Raw genomic sequence first — 25802 nt, 5'->3', positions numbered from 1 at the left:
TTTTTTTTTTGGACAAGCATATATTCCTAGCAAAGGAGTGAAGAATATGAAGAGATTAGGTATATTCTTATTCGTGCTTGTTCTTGGTTATATATTTTATTACGATATAAAAATCGGCACTTTACCGATGTTAAGTTCATATAAAAAGACAAATGCGGCCGAAACGATAAAACAAGAAAGTACAAATACAAAACAAAAGAAAGAAAACAAAGCGGAAAAAGAAACAGATGTCACTTATAAAACAATTGAAGTCAAAACAGGTGATACGGTTCTTTCCATTACAGAAGCGATTAATAAGAAGAAAATTCCTTCTATCGAAAAAGTAATTGATGATTTTAAACAATTAAATAAAAATACACCTGCTACAAAAATACAACTTGGAAAGTCTTATAAATTCCCGTTATATCAATAAGCAATCACTTAATCCTTGTCAATTACATAAAGGCGCTGATACAATAGTAAAAGTGAAACCGAGCACTTCGGTTTCTATAGCCCTGTATCACGTATACTATCATTGATATAAGGGACTAAATAAGAAACTTCTTTTATAAGGAGAGCGATCTATTCGTGAATGAAATGACTCATCGTACAAAAACACGTCCAGTTAAAGTCGGTAATTTAACAATTGGCGGTAATAATGAATTAATTATACAAAGTATGACAACAACAAAAACACATGATGTTGAAGCAACAGTTGCTGAAATTAAACGTTTAGAAGAAGCTGGCTGCCAAGTCGTGCGTGTTGCTGTTCCAGACGAACGCGCAGCAAATGCTATTGCTGATATTAAAAAACAAATCAACATTCCACTTGTTGCTGATATTCATTTTGATTATCGCCTTGCTTTAAAAGCAATTGAAGGCGGCATTGATAAAGTACGTATCAATCCAGGTAACATTGGTCGTCGCCATAAAGTAGAAGCTGTTGTAAATGCAGCAAAAGAACGTGGTATTCCAATCCGTATCGGTGTAAACGCAGGTTCATTAGAGCGTCACATTTTAGAAAAGTACGGATACCCAACTGCAGATGGTATGGTTGAGAGCGCCCTGCATCACATTAAAATTTTAGAGGACTTAGATTTCCATGATATTATCGTATCTATGAAAGCCTCTGATGTTAACTTGGCAATTGAAGCATACGAAAAAGCTGCACGTGCTTTTGATTATCCACTACATTTAGGTATCACAGAATCTGGAACGTTATTTGCCGGAACTGTAAAAAGTGCCGCTGGTCTTGGAGCAATCTTAAGTAAAGGCATCGGAAATACACTACGTATTTCATTAAGTGCTGACCCAGTTGAAGAAGTAAAAGTTGCGCGTGAACTATTAAAGTCATTCGGCCTTGCATCTAATGCAGCAACACTTATTTCTTGTCCAACTTGCGGTCGTATTGAAATTGATTTAATTAGCATCGCTAACGAAGTGGAAGAGTACATTTCTACACTACAAGTACCAATTAAGGTTGCAGTACTTGGCTGCGCTGTAAATGGTCCTGGTGAAGCTCGTGAAGCTGATATCGGTATTGCCGGCGCGCGCGGAGAAGGACTATTATTCCGCAAAGGGCAAGTCGTTCGTAAAGTACCAGAAGAAATAATGGTAGAAGAACTGAAAAAAGAAATCGACGTAATTGCTGCTGAAATGGCTGCTGAACGAGAAAAAGAAAAAGAAACACAAGAACAATAAAAAGAAGGTTGCCCACAACATTTGTGAGCAACCTTCTTTTATACGTAAAAAAGCTCGTCAGTTATAGAACTAACGAGCTTTTACTTTGCACATTTTGGACAACGTCCGTATATTTCAAACTTATGACCTGTTACTTCATAACCATTAAAATCTTTATTCATAAAATCCATCGGGCAAGAAGTAATCTCTTTCGTCCCTCCGCAATCTAAACAAATAAAATGATGATGATGTTCCATAATAGAACATGTAAAACGAAAATGTTTTTCACCATTTAATTCCGTTTGTTCTAAAACACCGATTTCAGCAAACACCGTTAAGTTACGATAAATCGTGTCAAAGCTAAGACCTGGATAATCATCCTTCATATGCTCTAAAACGTCCTTCGCCGTTAAATAACGATTGTGAGCTGCAAATAACCTGAGCATTTCTTCCCTTTTCCCAGTATGTTTGTATCCTTTATCTTTCATTAGGCGTAAAGCTTCTGTTAGATTCATATCTATCCCTACTTTATGCAGTTTTTTTCTTTTTCCATAAAATCGCACCAATTAAAATAAGAACCGCTATCATAACAATTGTACCACCTGGTGCTAAATCAAGTTGATACGAAGCAAACATTCCACCAATTACTGCAATTTCACCAAATAAAATGGAGAAGAAAATTGTTTGTTTAAATCCATTCGCAATACGAATACTTGCTGCAACTGGTAACGTCATTAATGATGATACGAGAAGAACCCCCACTACACGCATTGATACCGCAATGACAAGCGCAACCAATATAATGAAAATAAAGTGAATCCACTTTGCACTCAAACCGGTTGATACAGCGTATTCTTCATCAAACGATAGTAAAAATAACTCTTTGTATAATAAAGTAATCGTTACAATAACAACAATTGCTACAATGCCGATAATTATTAAATCCGTACTTGTTACAGCACTTACACTACCAAATAAATAACTAAATAAATCTGTGTTAAACCCATTTGCAAGTGAAATAAAAATAACGCCAATCCCCATTCCTGCTGAAAGAATAATTGGAATTGCTAATTCTTGATAATGTTTATATACAGTACGTAGTTTTTCAATAAGTAACGCCCCACCAATAGAAAAAATCATCCCCATATATAACGGATTTAAAAATCCCCCTGTGAAAATTGTTTTTTCTAGTAGTAAACTTGCAGCAATACCCGATAATGTCACGTGGCTTAATGCATCCGCAATAAGCGACATACGGCGAATGACAACAAATACACCTATAAGCGGCGCAACAAGTCCTATTAAAACCCCTGCATATAAAGAATTACGTAAAAAGTCATATTGTAAAAAATCTTGTATCATTATATCCTCCCGTGATGCTCATGCTCGTGTTCTAAACGATGAACATGGTGTCCATATAAGACGGACATTTCTGCATCTTCTAACTCTCGGAACTTTTCTACATTTCCATGGAAATGTAAATGTTTGTTTAAGCATGCAACATGTGTTACTTTCTCGGTAACAGCTCCCATATCATGCGTAACGAGAATTAATGTGATTCCTAGCCTTTTGTTTAAATCCTCTAATATCTCATAAAAACTTTCTACATTCTTCACATCAATTCCAACAGTGGGCTCGTCCAAAATAAGTAATTCAGGATCACTAACGAGCGCACGAGCAATAAATACGCGCTGTTGTTGTCCACCAGAAAGTTCTCCAATATTACGCCCTTGAAACTCACTCATTCCTACATCAGCAATCGCTTTTTCTACCTTTTTCTTATCGTTTTTCGTAAAAAAGCGAAACAGCCCTTTTTTCGAAACGAGTCCCATTGACACAACTTCAAACACAGTTGCCGGAAAACCAGAATTAAAGCTATTTGCCTTTTGCGACACATAACCAACTTTGTTCCATTCTTTAAACTTCTTACTATCAACACCAAACAAACGAATGCTTCCCTGTTTTGGCTTTAAAACGCCTAATAAACATTTTAGCAAAGTGGATTTCCCTGAACCATTTGGCCCAACTAAACCTAAAAAAGCTCCCTTCGGAACTTGCAAATTTATATCTTCTAACACATTTCGATCTTCATATCGAAATGACAATCCTTCTATTTCTAATATATTGTTCATAGCATCTCACCTATTTTAATTCAGAATGATTCCGATTTATATCTATTTGAATTATAGTACAGCTTATTATAGTTGTAAACCAATCTGCCTAAAATATATCTACTTTTTCAAGAAACCTTACTATTATAACAAAAAGCAGAGAAAAATTCTCTGCTTTCAAAAGATATTATAATTAATTTTTTAGTGAATAGCCGATTTAAACTTACCACCATTTGTCTCTTGTGTACTCATAATCGTAACAAATGCATTCGCATCAATTTCATACACAATTGATTTCAGCTTTGTCACTTCCAAACGCGTTACAACTGCATAGATCACTTCTTTTTCTTTATCCGTGTAACCGCCTTTCGCTACAAGCTTTGTAGTTCCACGACCAAGACGATGCAAAATCGCATTTGATACTTCCTCATATTGATCTGATACAATTAAAACAGCTTTCGTTTCATCTAAACCTTGAATGACTGTATCAATTGTTTTGAATGCAATGTAGTACGTCATAACAGAATACATCGCTTGTTCAACACCAAATACAAATGCTGCCCATGCAAAAATGAATAAGTTCACAAACATTACAAATTCGCCTACGGAGAAAGGTAATTTCTTCGTTAATAAAATACCCATAATTTCTGTTCCGTCCATTGATCCACCATGACGAATAACGAGCCCTACACCAAGACCTAAAATAAGACCACCAAACACTGTCGCTAAAATTGGCTCTGTTGTAAATGGCGGAACAGCATGTAACGTTGATTCAATAAACGCTAAAGCTACAATACCGAACGCCGAAGATAACATGAACGTTTTTCCAATTTGCTTATAACCCGAATACATAAATGGGATATTGAGAATAACGACCAAAGTAGAGAAACTTAACCACCAAATATTAGGAGTAAGATAATCTAATATAAGAGAAATACCAATAATTCCACCATCAATAATTTTATTTGGCATTAAAAATAATTCAATCGCTACCGCTGCGCATGCTGCTCCAAAAATAATCATAACTAAACGATACATAAGATGGATAACACTTTCTTTTCGATGTTGCTTCTGCTCCATAAGTCCTCCCTTATACTCTTTTTCTATAGTTTTGTCCTTATATTATAACATACGCTTCTTTTTCTCATGAAAAAAGAAGCTCTATATGAATATGTACAAGCTACGTACTCATATATTTCGATAGAAGAACGTGTGAAGGAGGATAACTCGATGAACCTCATTAAACAACTTGTAAATAAAAAATTAAATCATATTTCTACAAAGGAATTATTGAAATATAGTAAAGAATATGATGTTCCAATTACGACTGCACAAGCTGATCAAATTGTTGGACTTATGAAAGGAAAGAATATTAACATTTACGATAATGACGAACGACTAGCGCTCTTAAAACAAATAGCTCAAGTAACCTCGCCCGCTACTGCCCAACAAGTAAATACTTTATTTCAACAACTACTAAAATAAGGAGGGGATATTCCCCTCCTTATTGCTTATTGCGCTTTAATTTTCTCAAGAAGTCCTTCATCAAAAGTACCATTTTTCAGCATTTCGATTTCCAATTTATATGGCGGCTTCTTGTCCTTTTTATCTTCACCTACATATGGTGTTTCCAGAATTTTTGGTACGTGCATTAATTGCGGATGATGCACAATATGATGCAATGCTTTATAACCGATATGACCGAAACCGATATTTTCATGACGGTCCTTTCCTGCGCCGCGTACATTTTTACTATCATTAATATGAAGTACTTGTAAACGATCAATACCAACAATCTTATCAAATTCGTTTAATACACCGTCAAAGTCATTTACAATGTCATATCCTGCATCGTGCGTATGGCATGTATCAAAACATACTGATAGTTTTTCATTATATGTTACACCATCAATAATTTTTGCAATTTCTTCAAAGCTACGGCCGCATTCTGTTCCTTTTCCTGCCATCGTTTCTAACGCAATGTTCACCGTCTGATCTGGCGTTAATACTTCATTCAGCCCTTTAATAATTTGTTGAATACCAGCGTCTGCCCCTGCACCAACGTGCGCACCTGGGTGAAGAACAATTTGTTTCGCCACACCTAACGCTGATGTTCTTTCAATTTCCATGCGAAGGAAGTCTACACCTAATTGGAATGTTTCTGGCTTCGTCGTATTTCCGACATTAATAATATATGGCGCATGTACGATAATCTCTTCGATACCGTTTTGTTCCATATGTTTTCTTCCTGCTTCTATGTTCAATTCTTCAATTGGTTTTCTTCGTGTATTTTGCGGTGCACCTGTATAAATCATAAACGTCGTTGCACCGTATGAAACAGCCTCTTCACTTGCTGCTAATAACATTTTCTTACCACTCATAGAAACATGAGATCCAATCTTTAACATACAATCACCTCTTCAATATACAATAGATATAATGATAGCATAATTTGTAGAAATATGTAGTGAATTGTTTGTTCACAAAAAACGCACTACACAAATTTATATGACTATTTAAACAGACTATACTCTTCATTTACATTATCTAGATGAAGCGAAACTTTAATCAATATTTTCTATCCATATTGATTACGGCTCTCACAAATAGCTGAATAAAAAAAGATAAGGGAAATCCCTTATCTTTTTTTATTGCTATATTTTCTCTTCACTTTGTCACGTTCAGTTGCAAGTTTGCGTTTATAGTTTGGTTTTACTTTTTTCGGCTTTTTAATAACTTTCGTTGCCATAACGTCAAGTTCATCATTTGGTTTTTTACGGCTCTTACGACGACGGCGTTCACCTAAATCCGCCCACTCATCTCCGCGTAAATCTACATGTTTAAACTCAATATGACGTTGTTTTTCTAAACTATCTAGCGCTTCTTCGTTTGCTGGATCATAAATCGTCACTGCAATACCTGAATGCCCTGCACGTGCTGTTCTTCCAACGCGGTGAACGAAGAAATCTAAATCTGATGGAAGCTCATAGTTAATAACATGACTAATTCCTTCAATATCGATACCACGTGCCGCTAAATCAGTTGCAACAATATATTGGAATTCTAGGTCACGAATTTGTTTCATCATTTTTTTACGATCACGCGGTGATAAATCTCCGTGAATTCGTCCAACTTTTAAGCCGCGCTCCATTAATCCGTCAGCAACCTGATCTGCCATCTTCTTCGTATTCGTAAAAACAACTGCTAAATACGGTTTAAATTGTAGCAACATTTTATTCACTAAATCGATTTTGTTACGATGTTTAGACGGAACTAAATAATGTTCAATATTTCCAGCTGCAACTTGTTTTGGATTGATATGAATATGCTCTGGATTCTCCATGTATTTCTTCAGAAACGGTTTTAGTTTTTGAGGAATTGTTGCAGAGAAAACTAGCATTTGCAAGTTTTTAGGCATGCGTGCTGCAATCTTATCTACATCATGAATGAATCCCATATCAAGCATTAAGTCTGCTTCATCGACAATAATTGTATTTGCTTTATGAACAAACAGTGCTTGTTCTTCTACTAAGTCTTTAATACGTCCTGGTGTTCCAACTACAATATGAGGTTGTTTTTTCAACTTTTCAATTGATCGTTGTTTATCAGTTCCACCAATTAAACAACGTGCTGTAATCATTTGATCTTCCGCACAGAACTTTGTTAATTTCACGATTTCTTCGTAAATTTGTTGTGCTAACTCACGAGTAGGCGCTGTAATAACAAGTTGTACTTCTTCACGACCTGGGTTAATTCTGTTCAATGTAGGAAGTAAGTATGCATGTGTTTTCCCAGAACCTGTTTGGGATTGTCCAATTACACTTACACCTTTTTTCACGACCGGGAAAATTTTCTGTTGAATTCCTGTCGGCTCTGTAAAGCGTAGTTCACGAACTGCATCTATTAAAAATGGTTTAAAATCATACTGTGTAAAAGTTTGTTGTGTCATAAGTTACACCTTCTTTCTAAATTTCTACTGCGCGCACAAATCAGTCAAGTCTACATTATATCGAAATCTACAAGTAAAATCCATCTTTAGTTTAGGTTTTTACTTCAAAAACTAACCTTCTTCCCTCTTATTGCATATTGTATGTGTATATACCTAACTGAAGAAAGGAGGATTTCTCACATGTTTCCAAAATCCCCCATGAGGCAAATGTATCCGAATCCAGGGCAGCAACCTTATACACCATATCCAATTCCACAACTACCACCGATGGCACAAAAAAAGAAAGGATTTCTTGCTAAACTCTTTAAAAAACACGATCCAACCGAAGCTTTCATGCAAATGGTTCCGCCTTATCGACAAATGGAAGGACCGCCAATGATGCACCAGCAACCGCCACCTCAATATCGACAGCAATATCAGCAACAATACCCGCAACAATACCCGCAACAATATCAACAGCAATATCAACCATACATGCAGCAGCATCCCGAGCAAATGATCCCTCCTCAAATGTATGAATCAAACAACACGCGCGGCGGTGCAGCAACTACAGACACATCAAGTAGCGGCATCGGTAGTTTTTTTTCGAATTTAATTTCGAATCCAACTAATATGATAAATAATATCGAAAAAGTATCACAAGTCGTTCAATCTGTAAGCCCTGTCGTCGAACAGTACGGTCCCATTATGCGTAACCTACCAAGCATTGTTAAAATTCTAACCTCTGGAAAAAGTACGGAAGAAAATCCAACCGAAGATCAAACTGAAGACGTAACAGAAAAGGTTGAGGTAGCAACTCCACATCCTCCATCCCAAAAAAGAAAAAGAAAAAGAAAAAAAATGGTGATTGAGCCAGTCATAGAAAAAGAAGTACGAGAGGAGCCTGTTCAAAAAATAGCAACAAAACCAAAACTATATGTGTAACAATCCTTTGTTTTCTATCCACTCCTCCTTTATAATGTAAAGGACTATGCACAAAAGTATCCCTTGTTTAGAAGGAGAGGATTACTCATATGAAAATTGTTAAAATTTCCCCTCGTGGTTATTGCTACGGTGTTGTGGACGCGATGGTTATTGCACGTAACGCCGCATTAGATACATCATTACCAAGACCTATTTATATTTTAGGTATGATTGTTCACAACAAACATGTAACAGATGCGTTCGAAGAAGATGGCATCATCACACTAGATGGTCCAAGTCGATTAGACATTTTAGATAAAATCGATTCTGGTACTGTTATTTTCACTGCACACGGTGTTTCTCCAGAAGTTAAACAACGTGCAAAAGAAAAAGGTTTAACAACAATCGATGCCACTTGCCCAGATGTTACAAAAACACATGACCTTATTGAAGCAAAGAAAGCTGAAGGTTACCATGTCATTTATATTGGCAAAAAAAATCATCCAGAACCAGAAGGCGCAGTTGGTATCGCACCTGACATCGTTCATCTTATCGAAAGAGCCGATGATTTAAAAACATTAGAAATTCCAACGGATAAAATTTTAGTTACAAATCAAACAACGATGAGTCAATGGGATGTTCAACATTTAATGGAGGACATTCAGAAGAAATTCCCAACAGCAGAGTTCCATAAGGAAATTTGTTTAGCAACTCAAGTTCGCCAAGAAGCGGTTGCCAAACAAGCTGATGTTGCAGACTTAACAATTGTTGTTGGTGACCCGAAAAGTAATAACTCAAACCGTTTAGCACAAGTATCGCAAGAAATCGCTGGTACGAAAGCATACCGCGTTGCGGACGTAAGTGAAATCAAATTAGAATGGCTACAAGGTGTCGAGAACGTAGCTGTTACAGCAGGCGCTTCTACTCCAACACCAATTACAAAAGAGGTTATCGCTTTCTTAGAGCAATATGACCCAATGAATCCTGCTACATGGGAAAGAGTTCGAAAAGTACCGTTACAAAAAATATTACCTCGTGTAAAAGTGAAAAAAGAACAATAATAAAAACCGTTGCCTATATGAGCAACGGTTTTTATTTTTCTTATACAAATGTAAATGGATCTGTATGTAACTGCGAAGCATGAATATGTACATTCAGTTTCTTTGCATCTGCTTTTTCTTGTAATTGCTTTTGTACACCTTGCTTCATTACCTTTTCAACGTTATGTCCTGGGTCGACGATATTTAAACCGAGCATCATCGCATCATGGGCAACATGATAATACATGTCACCTGTTACATATACATCCGCACCTTTAAATTTAGCTTGATTGATGTATTTGTTACCATCGCCACCAAGTACAGCTACTTTGCGCACTTTATCATCTAATTTCCCAACAACTCGCGCACCCTTTACATCTAACGATTGCTTTACATGTTCCGCAAACTGTCCAAGTGTCATTTCTTCTTGTAAATACCCTATTTTTCCAAGCCCTAACGTTTCACCTTTGTTATCAAGTGGATACACATCATAGGCTACTTCTTCATATGGATGTGCTGTTACCATTGCTTTAATCACTTTTCGTTGTAGTGAAGCTGGAATAATCGTTTCGATTCGCACTTCTTCTACGCGCTCTAACTGTCCAGTTTCCCCGATATAAGGATTTGTCCCCTCTTGAGGTACAAACGTACCTGTACCCTCGCTATTAAACGTACAGTGACTATAATTGCCGATATGACCAGCACCTGCGTCTCCTAATGCTTTTCGTACTTCTTCTGCATGAGTTTCAGGCACAAACACAACAATTTTTTTCATTTCTTCTACATATGTCGGTGCCAAAACTTCTGTATTTTGCAATCCTAACGCCTCAGCAAGTAAATCATTTACCCCGCCCTTAGCAACATCCACATTTGTATGTGCGGCATAGATTGCAATATCATTTTTAATACACTTTTCAATAATTTTCCCATATGCCTTATCTGTATGAATCGCTTTTAGCGGGTTAAAAATTAAAGGATGATGCGCAATAATGACATTCGCTCCTAATTGAATTGCTTCATCCACAACTTCTTCCGTTACATCTAACGCAATTAATACGTGCTGCACGGGTTTATTAAGCGCTCCAATCTGCAAGCCAATCTTATCTCCTTCCATAGCCAAATGCTTCGGATACATACTTTCAAATAACGAAATAATTTCATGGCCATTTGGAATTTTACTCATGATAAAACCTCCCCTATCATTTTCATTTTCGCTTCTACTTCCGCACGCTTCGCTTTTGTTTCTTCAGAATCAGCCGCACGTTCTAACTGCTTTAAAATATTTTGGAAGTTTTTTAATTCTCCTTCCCACTTTTCAACGAAAGCTTCACTTTTTTCTTTCATTAAAAATGGTCCCATAAATAATTCAGCCTGTTTATTTTCAGAGTAAGGAACCGTGATATTTCCTCGCTCCCCTACTAAAATCTCGTAAATTTTCCCATCTTCTTTTACGATTTTTTCATGGATAAGCTCCCATCCATTCTCAATAAACCATTCACGAATGTGATGCGCTGCAATATTCGGCTGTAAGATTAAACGTGTTACACCTTCTAATTTTTCTTTACCACTTTCTAAAATATCACGAATTAACGCTCCACCCATTCCGGCAACCGTAATTACATCTACTTCTCCTGGCGCGATAACAGCTAATCCATTCCCTTTACGCACATCTACTTTATCTTGTAAGCCACTTTCAGCTACAGTTGCCTGCGCAGAGCGAAATGGTCCATCTACAACCTCTCCAGCAACTGCTTTAGTAGCAATATTATTTATAATTGTATAACACGGTAAATACGCATGATCCGATCCAATATCGGCAACTGTAGATCCTACTGGTATTTCACGCACAACTTCTTCTAATCGTTTTGAAAGCTTTACTTCATTCATGTATTTCCATTACTCCTTCTCTTGTCAGTCTGTCTCCATGATAATGAATTTATAGTAGTTGTTGCAAGCCTATAACAACAATTCACTTCTCTATCATTCATCGTATTTTAGAAAATATAGAAAAACAAGCCTTTTGCTTAAGCAAAAGGCTTGTCATACGGAACTTTATTTTTTCTTCGATAACCAATCAGCTACTTTAGCGGCTTGATCAGCTGGAACTATATTCGGTGGCATATTGCCTTTTCCTTTCGAAAGAATTTCTTTAATTTCATCCTTTGAAAGTTTCCCACCAATTTTTTGTAAATTAGGTCCTACCGCCCCTTGTAACTGATCACCGTGGCAGCTCGTACAGCTTTGCTTCACAATATCCTCTGGCTTGGATGCTGTTTGTGCTGGCTTCCCGCCATTTTTTGCATCAGCTAACTCTTTAGATTTATTTAGCCCCTGAAATGAAAATACAAACATAACGATAATACCCAATGCTGCAATAAGAGCGAACGGAATCAGCGGATTACGTTTCATATCTCTTCTCCCCCCTCTATACCCCTAAATAGTTAGATGATTCAGTCATTTCCATTGTACTTGAAAACGCTCTATCAGAAAAGAGTAAACTACTAATCGTTAAAAATATTCCATAAATTCAGTTTATTGTTTTTTATTATTATATCGCTTATTATTTCGATAATTATTAACGTTTCTCATCATATTTTTCACTTTTCTACATATATTTTTGTATAGAATAAACAAAATTAATCGAAAAATCGAAAAATGAGCATTTGCAAATCAAAAGACAATTCTGTAAAATAAATTACAAGAAATTGTAATCGTTGCTGATAGCTAAAGTTTAACAAAAATTAACAAAATAAAAAAGTTTACTTCACAAAGGTGAAGTAAACTTAAAGGTAGCCTATTCTAAGAAATCCTTAAGACGCTTACTACGGCTTGGATGTCTCAATTTACGAAGTGCTTTTGCTTCAATTTGACGGATACGTTCTCTCGTTACGCCGAATACTTTCCCAACTTCTTCAAGCGTACGAGTTCGTCCATCATCTAAACCAAAACGAAGACGTAGAACATTTTCTTCACGATCTGTTAGTGTATCTAACACATCTTCTAATTGTTCTTTTAGCAATTCATACGCTGCATGGTCCGCAGGCGATGTTGCTTCTTGGTCTTCAATGAAATCACCTAAATGGGAGTCATCTTCTTCACCAATCGGTGTTTCAAGAGAAACTGGCTCCTGTGCAATTTTCAAGATTTCACGTACTTTTTCTGGAGCAAGATCCATTTCTTCACCAATCTCTTCAGGAGATGGTTCACGTCCTAAATCTTGTAATAATTGACGTTGTACACGAATTAACTTATTAATCGTTTCAACCATATGAACTGGGATACGAATTGTTCTTGCTTGGTCTGCAATCGCACGTGTAATTGCTTGGCGAATCCACCAAGTTGCATACGTACTAAATTTGAAACCTTTACGATAATCGAACTTTTCAACCGCTTTAATTAGACCCATATTCCCTTCTTGGATTAAGTCTAAGAAAAGCATGCCACGGCCCACGTAGCGCTTTGCAATACTTACTACAAGACGTAAGTTTGCTTCTGCAAGACGACGTTTCGCTTCTTCATCGCCTTCTTCAATACGCGTTGCAAGTCGAATTTCTTCTTCTGCAGATAGTAAATCTACACGACCAATTTCTTTTAAATACATACGAACAGGATCGTTGATTTTAACCCCTGGTGGTACACTTAAATCATTGAGGTCGAATTCTTCTTCCGATTTTGCTATTTGGCGATTATTAGGGCCTTCGTCGTTGTCATTGTCGCCAACTAAGTCAATCCCTTGTTCACCTAAATATTCATAGTATTCATCCATTTGATCGGATTCGATTTCAAATCCATTCATGCGTTCTGCAATCTCTTCATATGTAAGAACGCCACGTTTTTTTCCGAGCTCAGTGAGTTGTTCTTTCACTTGCTCAAGGGTCATTTCAGTTTCAATTTGTTTAGAACGAGCTGGTTTGTCAGCCATCTGTTCCCCTCCTTACGCGAGATACAAACATTCATTATACTAAAAATTTATCAAAAAAGCTATTTTCTCGCTTTTTGATTTTGTAAATATGCTACATAATATTTAGCAGCCTCTACAGGATCTGTTTTTTCCATTTGTTTTATCTTGAAGATGATTTCCATCTTTTCAAGTTTTTCTTGATGACGTCTAAGCGTCTCCAAATGGCCTTGTAACACTTCTTCTGTGTATTCTGGATTAATAAATTCATCCGTCGAAATATCAGTAATAATATTTTTCAACTTTTCATCAGAGAGCCAACTTAAAAATGTTCCGACTGAAGGTTCATTTCCCTTTTCATAATATGCGTATAGTTCATATAAAATCCCTTTATGTTCTTCTGTATGAAAATCTTCTATGTGGGATTCCATACGAACGGCCACTTCTGGACTTTGCAACATATGGTAAATAATTTCTCTTTCTGCCCTTTCAAAACCTGTTAACTTCGGTTTTGTTTGAACAATTTGAGACGGCTTAGAAACCTGCTTTACTTGTTTTTGCTGTACCTTTTGTTCTTTGCGATATTGGTGCAATTGATTCAAAAGTGTTTCCATTGAATACGAAAATTCTTGCGATAATGACTTCAAATATGATTCTGCCTGCATCGCATCCTGTAACAACGATAACTCTTTTAAAACACTTTTCACATACTCTTCTTTGCCCGACTCATCTTGCAAATTTTTCCCTAAACGCAAATAATTTATTTTAAAACCAACAAAACTTATACTTGATTTCACAAGATTTTCAAAAGCAGTTGTCCCATATTGTTGCACATATTCATCAGGATCAAGCTTATCTGGCAAGGATGTAACTTTCACTTGGCAACCAACTTGCAACAATAATTGCCCTGCTTTCATCGTCGCTTCTCGCCCTGCTTTATCACCATCATAGCAAAGAACAACAGTTTCAACGTTACGTCGCAGAAGTTTTGCTTGTTCTTCAGTTAAAGCTGTTCCCATTGTCGCAACAGCTTCTTCCACACCACTTTTTACCGCAGCTAGTACGTCAGCATACCCTTCAAAAAGGACCACTTGCCCACGTTTTCTAATAAACGGCCTCGCTTGGTGGAAGTTATACAACAATTTACTTTTGTGAAAAATTGGTGTTTCTGGGCTATTTAAATATTTCGGAGTGTCATCTCCTAACGCCCTTCCACTAAACGCTATCACTTTACCTTGCAACGTATAGATTGGAAACATAACTCTTCCACGGAAGCGATCATAATGACTACCATCCTTCTCGCTTCTTATGAGAAGACCAGCTTGTTCCATACTTGATAGCGATAAACCTCTTTTTTGTAAAATTTTTGTTGCTGCATCCCAAGCAGGTGACGCATAACCAATTTCAAACTTCTCAATCATCTCTTTTGTAATACCACGTTTTAACAAATACGAAAGTGCTTCATTTCCTTCTTCTGTATTTACTAATAAATGATGATAATACTTTTTCAAAAGTTCATGAGCCTGTTGCATGATGACAGTGTCATCAGATATGTCTTCTTGTTGTCCTTGCCCTGATGTATACTCTGCAACCGCAATTCCATTTCTTTCACCTAGCTTTTGAACAGCCTCGGTAAAAGCCAGCCCTTCCATTTTCATTAGAAAGGAAAATACATTTCCACCTTCTCCACATCCGAAGCAATGAAAAATTTGCTTATCAGATGAAACAGAGAATGAAGGAGAATTCTCACCATGAAACGGACAAAGGCCGAAATAGTTACGTCCCTGTTTTCTAAGTTGAACGTATTCACCAATCACTTCGACGATATCGGATGATGTTCGAATTTGTTCAACAACTTCTTCAGGAATTCTGTTCCCCATAACTCCATCTCCGTGTCGTATTTTGTATTCGATATAAATTAAAAAATTCCTTTATAATTCGACAATATTTTTTCTAAACTTATTAGAAAGTGTTGTCGATCACATTATCAAGCGATTTTGCAGACTCTTTTCTGCGTAACTTCGCAGATACGTACCTACTATATAAAATTGTATCCATTTGCTCATCTATTACAAATGTACCTCATGGCGACAATACATATGTACTTTTTCATAAGAAGACTAGCAAGCACCATATCCTATGTGATCACGAGATCTGTTTTTTGCATGTTGATACATATAAAGAAATCAACTTTTGCTTATTCAGCATCTACATAGATCCAAATTCCCTCGCTGCTTCCTTAAACGATGAGCATACGATGTGACAAACAAAATTTTGACATGAAATTTCGTTCCAGCTCGCACAATTGTCAGCCTTCACAGTATATGCATCTGCATCAACTCATACCATAATGATGTTTTGCATATTTCTGTATTCTACATCCCTTCTGCGAATCCTTCCATAATGTGCGTTTTCTTGTATAGATTTTGTCGATTTAACGTAATTACATGTCATTTCTTAAATCCTATCCCTAGTTTATTCTGAAAAATTAAAGTCTAAACGTAAAATATAGGTTTTTATCACAATTTTTTATTATAATATATTTTCTTCAACTACGCTACATATCCCTTTATTTTTTCATCTTCTATTTCAGGATAGCGAAACCCTACCTTTAGCATAATAAAAAGACCGAAAAATATAAGCATAACCACTTCGCTATCATCTATTACGAAATCAGCAGGCACTATGTTTCTCACGAGCGAAAAAAGCACATTCACCTTTGGTAAATGTGCTAAAACATTTTTTGGTTTTGCACTGCATTCACAATAATGTTAGCTGTTTCTTCAATCGCTTTGTTCGATACATCAATTACTTGACAATTTATTTTACTAACTACATTCTCAAAGTGATCAATCTCTTCTTTAATACGATTAATATTGGCATATGTTGCTCCATCACTTAGTCCAAGTGATTTCAATCGCTCTTTTCGAATATGATTTAACTTCTCTGGCGTAATTTTCAAACCGAAGCATTTTTCTTTAGCCACTTGATATAATTCTTCAGGCGGATCTACTTCTGGTACTAGTGGTACGTTGGCAACTTTCAAACGTTTGTTATGAGCTAAATATTGAGAAAGTGGTGTTTTTGATGTGCGCGAAATCCCAATTAACACGATATCTGCTTTTAAAATACCACGTGCATCTCTACCATCATCATACTTCACAGCAAACTCAATCGCTTCAATCTTTTTAAAGTATTCTTCATCTAACCTACGAACAACACCAGGCTCATATCTAGGCACTTGCCCGGTAATTTCTTCAATTTGATCGATTAGAGGGCCAATAATATCATATGCCTCTACACCTTCTTTTGCAGCCTCTGTCACTAAATATTGGCGCATGTCAGGCTTTACTAACGTAAAACAAATAAGTGCTTGATTGCTCTTAGCAATCGAAATCACTTCTTTTAATGTCCCTGTATCTTCTACATACGGCACACGTCTAATATCAGGAGCAAATGGGAATTGCCCCATTGCTGCTCGAACAACCAAATCAGCCGTTTCTCCTACAGAGTCAGATACGACATATACGATTTTATTATCCATTACATTACCTCACTTTAAACAAATTACACTTATTCGTTATTTACTAAGTTTACAAACGCACGTGTAATATTTGTTTTTGTAATTCGTCCAACCACTTCTAAACCTTGTTTCGTATCTTTTACAACTGGCATCGCATCAATCTGTCTTTCTATTAATTCCATCGCAATATCATATAAAGAATCTTCTCTACGACACATCGCAATGTTTGGCATCCTTGTCATGATAATATTAACCGGAAGTGAGGTTAAATCCTGCTTCCCTAAGCTAGCTCGTAATAAATCTTTACGAGATACAACGCCTACTAATAGAGTCGATTGATCTACAACGAATAATGTACCTACATCCTCTAAAAACATAGTACAAATCGCATCGTATACCGATACATTTTTATCAATTACAACCGGTCTAGATTGATAATCTTGTACTTTAATTTTCTTAACAGCTTCAGATAATAACTGCCCCCCAGTTTTACCCGTATAAAAATAACCTACGCGTGGACGTGCTTCTAAATAACCAGCCATCGTTAAAATTGCTAAGTCTGGTCTTAGCGTTGCACGTGTTAATCCCAATTGCGCAGCAATTGACTCCCCTGTAATAGGACCGTGATCTTTTACAATCTGAATGATATGTTCTTGCCGTTTATTCAGCTCTATGATAATCACCACCTTTAATGCACAACGAAAAAAGTTATACTATCTCTTAAATATTATATACTAAATATGCTATTCGAAAAAGAAAGGATGTAAAAAGGACCGTATACGGCCCCAAATTATATTTGAAACTTATCAAGTTGTTCTAAGAAACGTCTTGATTTCAAATAAATCCCGCAATATTCATCATAATATGTATTCAATACTAAACGCATTTGTTTTTTTGTGCTATCCTTCACTGATACATTGCCAAGTCTATGTAAATCGAAGTGGTAGAAAAGACGTAATAATTTATGAACGGCTTCCCCCACTGGTATACGATACTGATCTTGCTCAGCATGACGTGAGCACAGAAAACCGCCCTCCCTAACAGAGAAGGCGACAAAATCTGTTTCTTGATGACAAATCGCACATGTATCAAAGTACGGGCGCATCCCTAATACCGGAAGCATTTTCGTTTGATAAATTAATGATAATACTTCTGGATCAACACCCTCACACATATAATGCAACGTTTGATATAACATTTCAAATAAATATGGATTATGTTTTTTATCTTCTGTTGCTTTATCAGTTAACTCAACAATAAATGATGCATAAGCAGTTAAAAATATATCCTCGCGAATTTCTTTCATAGTTGAAATAATCTCGCCTTGTTGCAAAGTTCCAAGTCCAGATCCCATTTGAATAAGAAAATGACCATGTGTCATAAGTTGCGAAACAGATGCTAACCGGCTTTTCGGTTTTTTCGCTCCTCTTGCCATTGCACTTACCTTACCCAATTCTCTTGAGAATATTGTAACAATCTTGTTCGTTTCTCCGTAATCTGTCGTACGGATAACGATGCCCTCAACTTTTTGAAACATGTTCGTCACCATCCAAGGTTTGAACAAAACGGGTCAAGAAATTGGAGAGTCTAAATGCGCTAGCTCCTCTTCATGTTGATCCATCTCATCGTTTACGTCTTTTTCCATTTCTTTCAAAAGCAAATACGTCTCAATGCTTCCTGTTTTGGAGAAAAACTTCCAGGTAAAATCTAGCATAAGAATCCACCTTTCTCAATAAGCGTAGCCTATAAACCAATTTCCTTTGTTGTTATTAAATTGACCCATTTTGTCCATTTTCATGTGAGAAAAATTTTTCCTAATTTATCAAAACTCGTAAAAACCAATAATCAGCGGATGAACAAAACATCCGCTGATTACAGCTTTACTCTATTTTAATACTCGTCTTCGCGGAAACCAAGGTCACGAAGCTGAGACATTTTATTACGCCAATCTTTTTGCACTTTTACCCATACTTCTAAAAATACTTTAGAACCAAGTAATGCTTCAATATCAAAACGAGCTCGCTTACCGACTTCTTTTAACATCTTCCCTTGTTTTCCGATAATAATCCCTTTTTGCGACGGACGTTCCACAACAATCGTTGCATTAATATAAACTGCCCCGCCCTCGCGTTTTTGAATCGCATCGATAACAACAGCTACAGAATGCGGCACTTCTTCACGCGTTAAATGTAGTACTTTCTCACGAATAAGCTCTGCAATAATAAATCTCTCCGGATGATCCGTTACTTGATTATCTGGGTAGTATTGTGGTCCTTCCGGTAAATACTTTTTAATTGTACCAATTAGGGCCTCTACGTTATTACCGTCTAATGCAGAAATTGGTACGATTTCTGCAAAGTCATGTAATTTGCGATATTGATCAATTAGCTCTAATAATTGTTCTGGGTGAACTTGGTCAATTTTATTAATAACTAAAAATACTGGTTGTTTCGTTTCTTTTAACTTCTCGATGATGAATTCTTCACCACGACCAAAGCCTTCAACAGCATTCACCATAAATAGAACGATATCAACTTCTTTTAATGTCGTTTGCGCCATCTTCACCATGAAGTCGCCTAGTTTATGTTTCGGTTTATGTATTCCTGGTGTATCAATAAAAATTACTTGTGAATCATTTTCTGTATATACGCCTTGAATTTTATTACGAGTTGTTTGTGGCTTGTCACTCATAATAGCAATTTTTTGACCAATAATACGATTTAAAAATGTAGATTTCCCAACATTCGGTCTGCCAATAATAGAGACAAAACCTGATTTATAACCTTTTCTATTCATGTAAATCCTCCGCTAAAAATGCTCCTGGTAACAATTCCCCGACTGTTGTCTCTTGAACGTCACCATGTAAATTTGATAGGTATACTTTCGTATCCTGTTTACATAATTCTACCATAACTTGTCGACATGCTCCACAAGGAGGTACTGGACGCTTCGTATCCGCCACAATTGCGATAGCTACAAACTCTTTATCTCCTTCAGAAACCGCCTTAAATAAAGCTGTTCTTTCTGCACAGTTACATAAGCCATATGAAGCATTCTCAACATTACATCCACGATATACTTTTCCATCCTGCGTTAATAATGCTGCACCTACTTGAAATTTAGAATATGGTACGTACGCTTGTTTACGCGCTTCGATTGCTTCTTGAATTAATTGTTGACTATTCATATTCCCGCATCCTTCCTGTTCACAGCTGTGAATAGATACACTCTCTTATTAAAGGCCTTTACGGCACCTTCAAAGCTTAAGAAAAGCTTTGGAATGCAACTATACCACATACGGTAAAAAGATAATAGCACCAATTATAACGGCTATTATCGCAAACAATAAAACCGCTCCCGCTGCGACATCCTTTGCGACCTTCGCAAACGGATGTATATCGGTAGTCGCTAAATCTACTGTTTTTTCCACAGCCGTATTTACCATCTCTAAACTCATTACAATTCCTATTACAATAAGTAATACCATCCATTCTACTTTTGTAATATGGAAATAAAAGCCGCAGCATATAACAACAACTGCGGCTAAATAATGAATTTTCATATTTCGTTCATGACGAAGACAAAAGAATATACCAACTATAGCATACCCAAAACTATCTATAAGTTTTCCTTTTTTCATCGTCCTAATCCAAATGCTTCTAAAATTTCTTTTTGTCTTCCGAACATTTCTTTTTCATCCTCTTCTGTCATGTGGTCATAACCAAGTAAATGTAAAAAGCCATGTAACGCTAAAAAGCCAAGTTCACGATCAAAAGAATGTCCATACTCTTCAGCTTGTTCTTTCGCTCTCGGAATAGAAATAATAAGATCACCTAACATACGCGGCATCTCTACACCTACAATTTCCATTTCTCCTTCTCCCATTTCTTCCATAGCAAAAGAAATGACATCAGTAGGCTGATCCTTATCTCGGTAATCACGATTAATCTCGCGAATGCGTTCGTTATCTACAAATGTTACTGATAACTCTGCACCATCCTCTATTTTTTCCATTTGAGCTGCTTTTCCTAATATCTCACGAATTAAATTCACATACTCTTCTTTCACTTCTTCTGTTTCATCAATGAAATCAATTAATAAACTCATTCTTTCTCCTTATCTTCCGGTGGTTCCGGATATGTAATACGCGAATGGAAAATACCATTTAACGTTTCACATAACGTTTTTCCAACGATTTGTAGTTCCTTAAATGTCAAATCACATTCACTAAATTGCCCATCTTGCAGGCGATCTTTAATAATACTTTGTACTAAATTATTAATTTGATCTGGCGTTGGGTGATTCATAGAACGTACCGCTGCCTCAACACTATCCGCAATACCAACGATTGCCGATTCTTTAGAAGTTGCTTTTGATCCCGGATAACGGAACATCTCTTCTGTATATTTTTCTTTATCTTCTTTAATCGCCTTATAATAAAAATATTTCAGGAGCGTTGTACCATGGTGTTGTCCAGCAATATCGATAATTTCTTGCGGAATATGGTATTCTTCGAGCATCTTTACTCCATCGGTTACATGAGCAATGATAATATCTTTACTCGTCACAGGATCTAATTTATCATGCGGATTTTCAATTCCCATCTGGTTTTCAATAAAGAATTGTGGTTGTACTGTTTTTCCTACATCATGATAGTACGCCCCTACACGCGCTAATACACCATTTGCTCCAACTGCTTCACAAGCCGCCTCAGAAAGATTCGCTACCATTACACTATGGTGATATGTCCCTGGCGCTTCTAATAAAATTCTACGCAACAGCGGATGATTCGGACTTGATAATTCCATAAGCTTCATACTTGATACAATTCCAAGTCCACTTTCTAAATATGGTAATATCCCCATAGCCAAAACGGATGAGATAATTCCTGAAAGGGAAGCCATTAATAATTGGGTACCAATTTCAAGAGGCGAAAAATTCCCATTACGTAATAATAATAACGCCGCCAAGACGACTACATTTAAGATTGAAACGAGTATACCAGCTTGTAAAATCATCGTACGACGATTTTTTTCTCTTAAGAAAATGCTCACTGATAATGAACTTAATAACACATAAATGCCTACACTATAATTTAGTGTACTTGTTACTCCTTCATTAAACATAATACTTCCGCACACAGAAAAAATCATACTTGTTAAAAATACAAATCGATCGCCAATCATTAGTTTTACAAGTATCGTTCCCATCGCAACTGGGACAACATACGCAATTCCTGCATATTCAAGCTTTTGAAACAAACTAATAATTTTCATTAAAACAATCGTGATAGACAAAATTGTAATATACGCTAAAATGTACGGTTTATCTTCTCTTTTCCGCTGTAAAAATACTTCAAACTGTTTATGCATAAAGTATAGTAACACACCAATGAGCACCGCTAATCCAACATAAGGCTGAAAACTATTACCTTTTTCTAATAAACCGACTAATTTCAACTGATTATACATATCACTTGAAATTGTTTCACCTTCTCTAACAATAACTTGTCCTTGAAGAATATAAACAGGTGGAACTAAATCTTCTTCTGCTTTCTTCTTCTCTTTCGTTACAGCCGGATCATAGAAATAATTTGCTGTAATCGCATATGATCCTAGCGCATTCACAGCTTCTTTCAATCCGCTATTCACATTCAGGCTTTTCATTTCATTAACAAATCGCTCTTTCGCTGCCATTTCTTCGGACATTTTAATATTTCCACCCATGATAACGCTAACAGACGTTAAAGCCGCATTCTTTGCTAATTCTAATTGATCCGGTTCTGCATTAATAAAGTATAATAAATTCTCATCCGATAATTCCTTCGTTAAATTGGAGGGCAACTTCTTCTTCAACTTTTCTAATTTATTCGCATCGGTCATCTTTTTTTGCTCTTCAGGTCCAGCAGCTTTCATCTCCTGAATTACTTCATTCACCTTAGCAAAAACATCATTCACAATATCTACTCTATTTTGTTTATATTCACTTCTATATGTATATTGATCCCCGACTTTTTGAGCGGCCTCTTGTTTTTTTCTTTCCGTTATAACCTTATCTTCAATTTTAATAGGAGAATGAATTGTTTTTTTCGCAATAGAATACATATCAACATCTAATTGCTCTGGTTTCACATTATTCATAAGTGCAAAAAACAGCACTGCTCCTAATAAAACGTAAGAAATCCAACTTAGTTTTTTCGAATGTTGTAAATTACGAAACCACTTAGAAATTTCTTGAGATCTTAACATGATTTCAATACCTTCTCCTCTCTAGAAATAAAGTGAAACTATTTATAGCTTTCATTTCTTCTAGCCAACGATACTTTTAGGTAACATTTTTATACACCAGTACCTATAGTTTATTTCTCTTATCTTTTATGATAGTAAAAAATATGCCGTTCGCCAACCTTAATACAAAAAGAAATGATCCTGACAAATAGGATCATTCCATTTTATCATATGCCTCAATAATACGTTGTACCAGTGGATGCCTTACAACGTCCGTTTGTTCTAACGTAATGAATGAAAGACCTGATACACCAGATAAAATGTTAGCAGCTAGCGTAAGCCCTGATTTTACCCCTTTTGGTAAGTCTACTTGTGAAGGGTCCCCCGTAATAACCATTTTAGAACTAAAACCTAATCTAGTTAAAAACATTTTTATTTGTGCACCCGTTGTATTTTGCGCTTCATCTAAAATAACAAATGAATCATCGAGCGTACGTCCTCTCATATAAGCAAGAGGCGCGATTTCAATTACACCTCTCTCCATCATACGCTGCGTATATTCTTGTCCAAGAATATCGTGCAGAGCATCATACAATGGACGTAAGTACGGATCTACCTTCTCTTTCAAATCACCTGGTAAAAATCCTAAACTTTCTCCAGCTTCTACAGCCGGTCTCGTTAAAATGATTTTCTTTACATACCCTTGCTTTAAAGCTCTTACAGCCATTACTACAGCTAAGTATGTTTTCCCAGTCCCGGCAGGTCCTATTCCAAATACAATATCATTTTTCTTCATTGCATGAATATATCTTCTTTGTCCCATCGTTTTTACACGAATGGATTTACCTTTTGCCGTTTTAAAGATTTCTTCTTCATATAACTCTTCAAATTGAGCAATTTTCCCTTGTTGTGCGAGCTGAATTGCATACGCAACATCTCTTTCTGTAATTGACACACCTTTTCGAATAACAACAAGTAGTTGTTGTAAGATTTTTTCTACGAGTGTCACAGTTTCAACTGCTCCAGATGCATGAACAGTTTCACCTCTAGTTACGATTGATACATTCAGTTCCCGTTCAATTACTTTCAAATGAGCATCATTGACTCCAAAAAGAGCGATTGCTTCGTTAGTATTTTCCAATTGTTGGTTCATTTCTACTAATTGTTCTGCCATTACTCAGTCTCCTTGAATATCGGATTCGGATATTGGTTGTGGCTCTGCAATATTTTCAATCACAGTATAATGCAAAGTGACTTTTAGTTGATCCGCCTCAACCTCTTTACTCAAAATCTTATCACTTACAATCATAGCATGTTCATCCAATTTTTTCTTTAGTTCTTTTTCAGCCATTTCTTTCGCTACTTTCATTGCCTGTTTTTCTGTATATTCTCGGTTCGCCTCTTCCTCTTCTCGCACTACATCTTTTTCATATGCAATCGGCAGTGTAAAACCAAATAATTTCACATCATGTTTTACACTTTCCGTACGAGAACGTTTATACTTATCATGCTGAAATCCCCATATTTTTATTTTTGTACTCCCAAATGTAAGGTAATGCTCATTATACGTATTACCAGTATATACTTGAAATTGCGTCTTGAGTGGTACATTCACCTCAGATGTGTACCACGTTTCTCCATATACAATACCTTTCGCCGAAACAATCGTTGGACTCTCCTCATTACCGTATATCCCTGATACGAGAAGCTGCCCTTTTTCTACATGATCATTTTTTAAAACGACTGGTTTTCCAACTTCAACAAATGTTTTTGTAACAATCGCTTCTTTTTTTGCCACTAAATTTTGCGGCCTTTGTTCTTTTTCTTTTTTCGGCTCATTTTTTTCAACAATTTTAAAATGGTACGTCGTTCCCCTTACTTCTAGTCCTGCCCAAGTAATCGCATTAATATTGTCCGTCAAATGACGTTGTACATCTTCTACACTAGGCATTTGGAATTGTAATTTTCCTTTTTTAATACCCATTTTGTCCAATTCTTTCATCAATATATATTCTGTTTCAGGTTTCGCTCCTGTAATTTCAATTTTCCAAACCATATTCGATAATGCAATCATGCCAAAGAAGAAAATTAAAAAACCAATTAAGAATCCACTATTTTTAATTAAGCGCTTATTCCAAAATGGAAAACCGTAACGCCCAATAAAATATAGTTTACACTCATTTTTTCTATAAATCGGCTTTATTTTTTTCACATCTCGTAATAGCATACAAAAGACTAACGTTTCATCGGCGATTTTCTTAACGTCCCAAACTAATAATTTTCTACGCACACATTCGTTAACAAACCGCTCCGCTCCTCTACCTTCAATTCGTACCTTTACATATCCAAGCCACTTTATAAACCATTTATTTTTCATCTACTACCTTCACTACCTTTCCAAAAGTAGACACACTACTTTTCACTTTAATTAGCAAAATAGCTCGTACGAAAATGAAATAAAGAGTTTTATTTTCCATAAATAGCGGGATAAA

The 25802-nt window shown here is 36.2% G+C and carries 28 protein-coding genes; 5 read left to right on the top strand and 23 right to left on the bottom strand.

Annotation, left to right across the window (positions count from 1 at the left end; genetic code table 11):
- Positions 1-46 precede the first annotated feature (46 nt).
- Both RCJ96_RS03115 and ispG read left to right on the top strand, forming a co-directional pair.
- Positions 47-412, top strand: coding sequence for a hypothetical protein (locus RCJ96_RS03115; protein WP_000825406.1), 366 nt, complete (start codon positions 47-49; stop codon positions 410-412).
- A 164-nt stretch (positions 413-576) separates the two neighbouring features.
- Entirely contained in the window at positions 577-1680 is a 1104-nt protein-coding gene (gene ispG / locus RCJ96_RS03110) for a flavodoxin-dependent (E)-4-hydroxy-3-methylbut-2-enyl-diphosphate synthase (RefSeq protein WP_011040674.1), read from the top strand.
- Between the two features lie 80 nt (positions 1681-1760).
- Here the strand turns inward: ispG and RCJ96_RS03105 are convergent, their stop codons facing one another.
- From RCJ96_RS03105 to RCJ96_RS03090, 4 genes are all read right to left on the bottom strand, one after another.
- Entirely contained in the window at positions 1761-2174 is a 414-nt protein-coding gene (locus RCJ96_RS03105) for a Fur family transcriptional regulator (RefSeq protein ID WP_001054512.1), read from the bottom strand.
- A 13-nt stretch (positions 2175-2187) separates the two neighbouring features.
- Positions 2188-3021 (bottom strand): metal ABC transporter permease, encoded by an 834-nt coding sequence (locus tag RCJ96_RS03100; RefSeq protein ID WP_000613831.1) that lies wholly within the window; start codon positions 3019-3021, stop codon positions 2188-2190.
- Positions 3021-3791: a metal ABC transporter ATP-binding protein gene (locus RCJ96_RS03095; RefSeq protein WP_001059652.1), complete on the bottom strand. Its 771-nt coding sequence runs from the start codon at positions 3789-3791 to the stop codon at positions 3021-3023. The genes RCJ96_RS03100 and RCJ96_RS03095 overlap by 1 nt, the downstream gene beginning before the upstream one ends.
- 180 nt (positions 3792-3971) lie before the next feature.
- Positions 3972-4850: a YitT family protein gene (locus RCJ96_RS03090; protein WP_000435966.1), complete on the bottom strand. Its 879-nt coding sequence runs from the start codon at positions 4848-4850 to the stop codon at positions 3972-3974.
- 150 nt (positions 4851-5000) lie between these two features.
- Between RCJ96_RS03090 and RCJ96_RS03085 the strand changes: the two genes are divergently transcribed.
- Complete coding sequence (locus RCJ96_RS03085; protein WP_001048963.1) at positions 5001-5255, top strand: DUF2624 domain-containing protein; 255 nt, start codon at positions 5001-5003, stop codon at positions 5253-5255.
- Between the two features lie 26 nt (positions 5256-5281).
- On the opposite strand, the gene RCJ96_RS03080 is transcribed toward RCJ96_RS03085, so the two are convergent.
- Together RCJ96_RS03080 and RCJ96_RS03075 are read right to left on the bottom strand one after the other, a co-directional pair.
- Positions 5282-6178, bottom strand: a complete 897-nt coding sequence (locus RCJ96_RS03080) for a deoxyribonuclease IV (protein ID WP_000912469.1) — start codon at positions 6176-6178, stop codon at positions 5282-5284.
- A gap of 230 nt (positions 6179-6408) precedes the next feature.
- On the bottom strand, positions 6409-7719 hold the full coding sequence (locus RCJ96_RS03075) for a DEAD/DEAH box helicase (protein WP_000194030.1): 1311 nt from the start codon (positions 7717-7719) through the stop codon (positions 6409-6411).
- A gap of 180 nt (positions 7720-7899) precedes the next feature.
- On the opposite strand from RCJ96_RS03075, the gene vrrA reads away from it, so the two are divergent.
- Complete coding sequence (gene vrrA, locus RCJ96_RS03070; RefSeq protein WP_316149416.1) at positions 7900-8643, top strand: VrrA/YqfQ family protein; 744 nt, start codon at positions 7900-7902, stop codon at positions 8641-8643.
- 89 nt (positions 8644-8732) lie between these two features.
- On the top strand, positions 8733-9683 hold the full coding sequence (locus RCJ96_RS03065) for a 4-hydroxy-3-methylbut-2-enyl diphosphate reductase (protein ID WP_000706669.1): 951 nt from the start codon (positions 8733-8735) through the stop codon (positions 9681-9683).
- A gap of 40 nt (positions 9684-9723) precedes the next feature.
- Here the strand turns inward: RCJ96_RS03065 and RCJ96_RS03060 are convergent, their stop codons facing one another.
- From RCJ96_RS03060 to yqfD, 17 genes are all read right to left on the bottom strand, one after another.
- Positions 9724-10845 (bottom strand): Nif3-like dinuclear metal center hexameric protein, encoded by a 1122-nt coding sequence (locus tag RCJ96_RS03060; RefSeq protein WP_242304715.1) that lies wholly within the window; start codon positions 10843-10845, stop codon positions 9724-9726.
- Entirely contained in the window at positions 10842-11549 is a 708-nt protein-coding gene (locus RCJ96_RS03055; RefSeq protein WP_001006540.1) for a tRNA (adenine(22)-N(1))-methyltransferase, read from the bottom strand. Before RCJ96_RS03055 ends, RCJ96_RS03060 begins: the two co-directional genes overlap by 4 nt.
- 165 nt (positions 11550-11714) lie before the next feature.
- A complete protein-coding gene (cccA, locus tag RCJ96_RS03050; RefSeq protein WP_000828145.1) occupies positions 11715-12071 on the bottom strand; it encodes a cytochrome c550 in 357 nt (118 codons plus the stop codon).
- 385 nt (positions 12072-12456) lie between these two features.
- On the bottom strand, positions 12457-13584 hold the full coding sequence (gene rpoD, locus RCJ96_RS03045) for an RNA polymerase sigma factor RpoD (protein ID WP_000764060.1): 1128 nt from the start codon (positions 13582-13584) through the stop codon (positions 12457-12459).
- Positions 13585-13643: 59 nt separating this feature from the next.
- Entirely contained in the window at positions 13644-15440 is a 1797-nt protein-coding gene (gene dnaG / locus RCJ96_RS03040; protein ID WP_000528216.1) for a DNA primase, read from the bottom strand.
- A gap of 672 nt (positions 15441-16112) precedes the next feature.
- Positions 16113-16244: a hypothetical protein gene (locus RCJ96_RS03035; protein WP_001110543.1), complete on the bottom strand. Its 132-nt coding sequence runs from the start codon at positions 16242-16244 to the stop codon at positions 16113-16115.
- A 47-nt stretch (positions 16245-16291) separates the two neighbouring features.
- Positions 16292-17104, bottom strand: coding sequence for a pyruvate, water dikinase regulatory protein (locus RCJ96_RS03030; protein ID WP_000368943.1), 813 nt, complete (start codon positions 17102-17104; stop codon positions 16292-16294).
- 29 nt (positions 17105-17133) lie between these two features.
- Entirely contained in the window at positions 17134-17766 is a 633-nt protein-coding gene (locus RCJ96_RS03025; RefSeq protein WP_000583759.1) for a helix-turn-helix transcriptional regulator, read from the bottom strand.
- A gap of 107 nt (positions 17767-17873) precedes the next feature.
- Positions 17874-18620: a DNA repair protein RecO gene (gene recO / locus RCJ96_RS03020; protein ID WP_000487010.1), complete on the bottom strand. Its 747-nt coding sequence runs from the start codon at positions 18618-18620 to the stop codon at positions 17874-17876.
- Between the two features lie 33 nt (positions 18621-18653).
- Positions 18654-18797: a YqzL family protein gene (locus RCJ96_RS03015; protein ID WP_000883924.1), complete on the bottom strand. Its 144-nt coding sequence runs from the start codon at positions 18795-18797 to the stop codon at positions 18654-18656.
- A 176-nt stretch (positions 18798-18973) separates the two neighbouring features.
- Complete coding sequence (gene era, locus RCJ96_RS03010; RefSeq protein ID WP_001080241.1) at positions 18974-19879, bottom strand: GTPase Era; 906 nt, start codon at positions 19877-19879, stop codon at positions 18974-18976.
- Positions 19872-20270, bottom strand: coding sequence for a cytidine deaminase (locus tag RCJ96_RS03005; RefSeq protein WP_074607036.1), 399 nt, complete (start codon positions 20268-20270; stop codon positions 19872-19874). Before RCJ96_RS03005 ends, era begins: the two co-directional genes overlap by 8 nt.
- Positions 20271-20369: 99 nt before the next feature.
- Positions 20370-20723, bottom strand: a complete 354-nt coding sequence (locus RCJ96_RS03000) for a diacylglycerol kinase family protein (protein ID WP_000715482.1) — start codon at positions 20721-20723, stop codon at positions 20370-20372.
- Positions 20720-21190 carry an rRNA maturation RNase YbeY gene (gene ybeY, locus RCJ96_RS02995; protein WP_000054692.1) on the bottom strand — a complete coding sequence of 157 codons (471 nt, stop codon included), beginning with the start codon at positions 21188-21190 and terminating at the stop codon, positions 20720-20722. Before ybeY ends, RCJ96_RS03000 begins: the two co-directional genes overlap by 4 nt.
- Positions 21187-23331, bottom strand: a complete 2145-nt coding sequence (locus RCJ96_RS02990; protein WP_000946450.1) for an HD family phosphohydrolase — start codon at positions 23329-23331, stop codon at positions 21187-21189. Before RCJ96_RS02990 ends, ybeY begins: the two co-directional genes overlap by 4 nt.
- A gap of 193 nt (positions 23332-23524) precedes the next feature.
- Positions 23525-24484: a PhoH family protein gene (locus RCJ96_RS02985; RefSeq protein ID WP_000840516.1), complete on the bottom strand. Its 960-nt coding sequence runs from the start codon at positions 24482-24484 to the stop codon at positions 23525-23527.
- A gap of 3 nt (positions 24485-24487) precedes the next feature.
- Positions 24488-25687: a sporulation protein YqfD gene (gene yqfD / locus RCJ96_RS02980; RefSeq protein ID WP_000792485.1), complete on the bottom strand. Its 1200-nt coding sequence runs from the start codon at positions 25685-25687 to the stop codon at positions 24488-24490.
- Between the last annotated feature and the right edge of the window lie 115 nt (positions 25688-25802).

It is taken from the genome of Bacillus sp. BSL6 (genome assembly GCF_052928345.1).
This window is presented reverse-complemented; position numbering and strand designations above follow the sequence as displayed.

Excerpts from the sequence above, each read along its gene's own strand:
- recO (WP_000487010.1), bottom strand. The coding sequence starts at position 18,620 with ATGTTTCAAAAAGTTGAGGGCATCGTTATCCGTACGACAGATTACGGA.
- RCJ96_RS02990 (WP_000946450.1), bottom strand. The coding sequence starts at position 23,331 with ATGTTAAGATCTCAAGAAATTTCTAAGTGGTTTCGTAATTTACAACAT.
- rpoD (WP_000764060.1), bottom strand. The coding sequence starts at position 13,584 with ATGGCTGACAAACCAGCTCGTTCTAAACAAATTGAAACTGAAATGACC.
- RCJ96_RS03095 (WP_001059652.1), bottom strand. The coding sequence starts at position 3,791 with ATGAACAATATATTAGAAATAGAAGGATTGTCATTTCGATATGAAGAT.
- RCJ96_RS03115 (WP_000825406.1), top strand. The coding sequence starts at position 47 with ATGAAGAGATTAGGTATATTCTTATTCGTGCTTGTTCTTGGTTATATA.
- RCJ96_RS03065 (WP_000706669.1), top strand. The coding sequence starts at position 8,733 with ATGAAAATTGTTAAAATTTCCCCTCGTGGTTATTGCTACGGTGTTGTG.
- RCJ96_RS03015 (WP_000883924.1), bottom strand. The coding sequence starts at position 18,797 with ATGCTAGATTTTACCTGGAAGTTTTTCTCCAAAACAGGAAGCATTGAG.
- RCJ96_RS03105 (WP_001054512.1), bottom strand. The coding sequence starts at position 2,174 with ATGAATCTAACAGAAGCTTTACGCCTAATGAAAGATAAAGGATACAAA.
- RCJ96_RS03080 (WP_000912469.1), bottom strand. The coding sequence starts at position 6,178 with ATGTTAAAGATTGGATCTCATGTTTCTATGAGTGGTAAGAAAATGTTA.
- RCJ96_RS03085 (WP_001048963.1), top strand. The coding sequence starts at position 5,001 with ATGAACCTCATTAAACAACTTGTAAATAAAAAATTAAATCATATTTCT.
- ybeY (WP_000054692.1), bottom strand. The coding sequence starts at position 21,190 with ATGAGTTTATTAATTGATTTCATTGATGAAACAGAAGAAGTGAAAGAA.
- RCJ96_RS03005 (WP_074607036.1), bottom strand. The coding sequence starts at position 20,270 with ATGAATAGTCAACAATTAATTCAAGAAGCAATCGAAGCGCGTAAACAA.
- cccA (WP_000828145.1), bottom strand. The coding sequence starts at position 12,071 with ATGAAACGTAATCCGCTGATTCCGTTCGCTCTTATTGCAGCATTGGGT.
- yqfD (WP_000792485.1), bottom strand. The coding sequence starts at position 25,687 with ATGAAAAATAAATGGTTTATAAAGTGGCTTGGATATGTAAAGGTACGA.
- ispG (WP_011040674.1), top strand. The coding sequence starts at position 577 with ATGACTCATCGTACAAAAACACGTCCAGTTAAAGTCGGTAATTTAACA.
- dnaG (WP_000528216.1), bottom strand. The coding sequence starts at position 15,440 with ATGGGGAACAGAATTCCTGAAGAAGTTGTTGAACAAATTCGAACATCA.
- RCJ96_RS03075 (WP_000194030.1), bottom strand. The coding sequence starts at position 7,719 with ATGACACAACAAACTTTTACACAGTATGATTTTAAACCATTTTTAATA.
- era (WP_001080241.1), bottom strand. The coding sequence starts at position 19,879 with ATGAATAGAAAAGGTTATAAATCAGGTTTTGTCTCTATTATTGGCAGA.
- RCJ96_RS03060 (WP_242304715.1), bottom strand. The coding sequence starts at position 10,845 with ATGAGTAAAATTCCAAATGGCCATGAAATTATTTCGTTATTTGAAAGT.
- RCJ96_RS02985 (WP_000840516.1), bottom strand. The coding sequence starts at position 24,484 with ATGGCAGAACAATTAGTAGAAATGAACCAACAATTGGAAAATACTAAC.
- RCJ96_RS03100 (WP_000613831.1), bottom strand. The coding sequence starts at position 3,021 with ATGATACAAGATTTTTTACAATATGACTTTTTACGTAATTCTTTATAT.
- RCJ96_RS03055 (WP_001006540.1), bottom strand. The coding sequence starts at position 11,549 with ATGAATGAAGTAAAGCTTTCAAAACGATTAGAAGAAGTTGTGCGTGAA.
- RCJ96_RS03000 (WP_000715482.1), bottom strand. The coding sequence starts at position 20,723 with ATGAAAAAAGGAAAACTTATAGATAGTTTTGGGTATGCTATAGTTGGT.
- RCJ96_RS03030 (WP_000368943.1), bottom strand. The coding sequence starts at position 17,104 with ATGGATAATAAAATCGTATATGTCGTATCTGACTCTGTAGGAGAAACG.
- RCJ96_RS03090 (WP_000435966.1), bottom strand. The coding sequence starts at position 4,850 with ATGGAGCAGAAGCAACATCGAAAAGAAAGTGTTATCCATCTTATGTAT.
- vrrA (WP_316149416.1), top strand. The coding sequence starts at position 7,900 with ATGTTTCCAAAATCCCCCATGAGGCAAATGTATCCGAATCCAGGGCAG.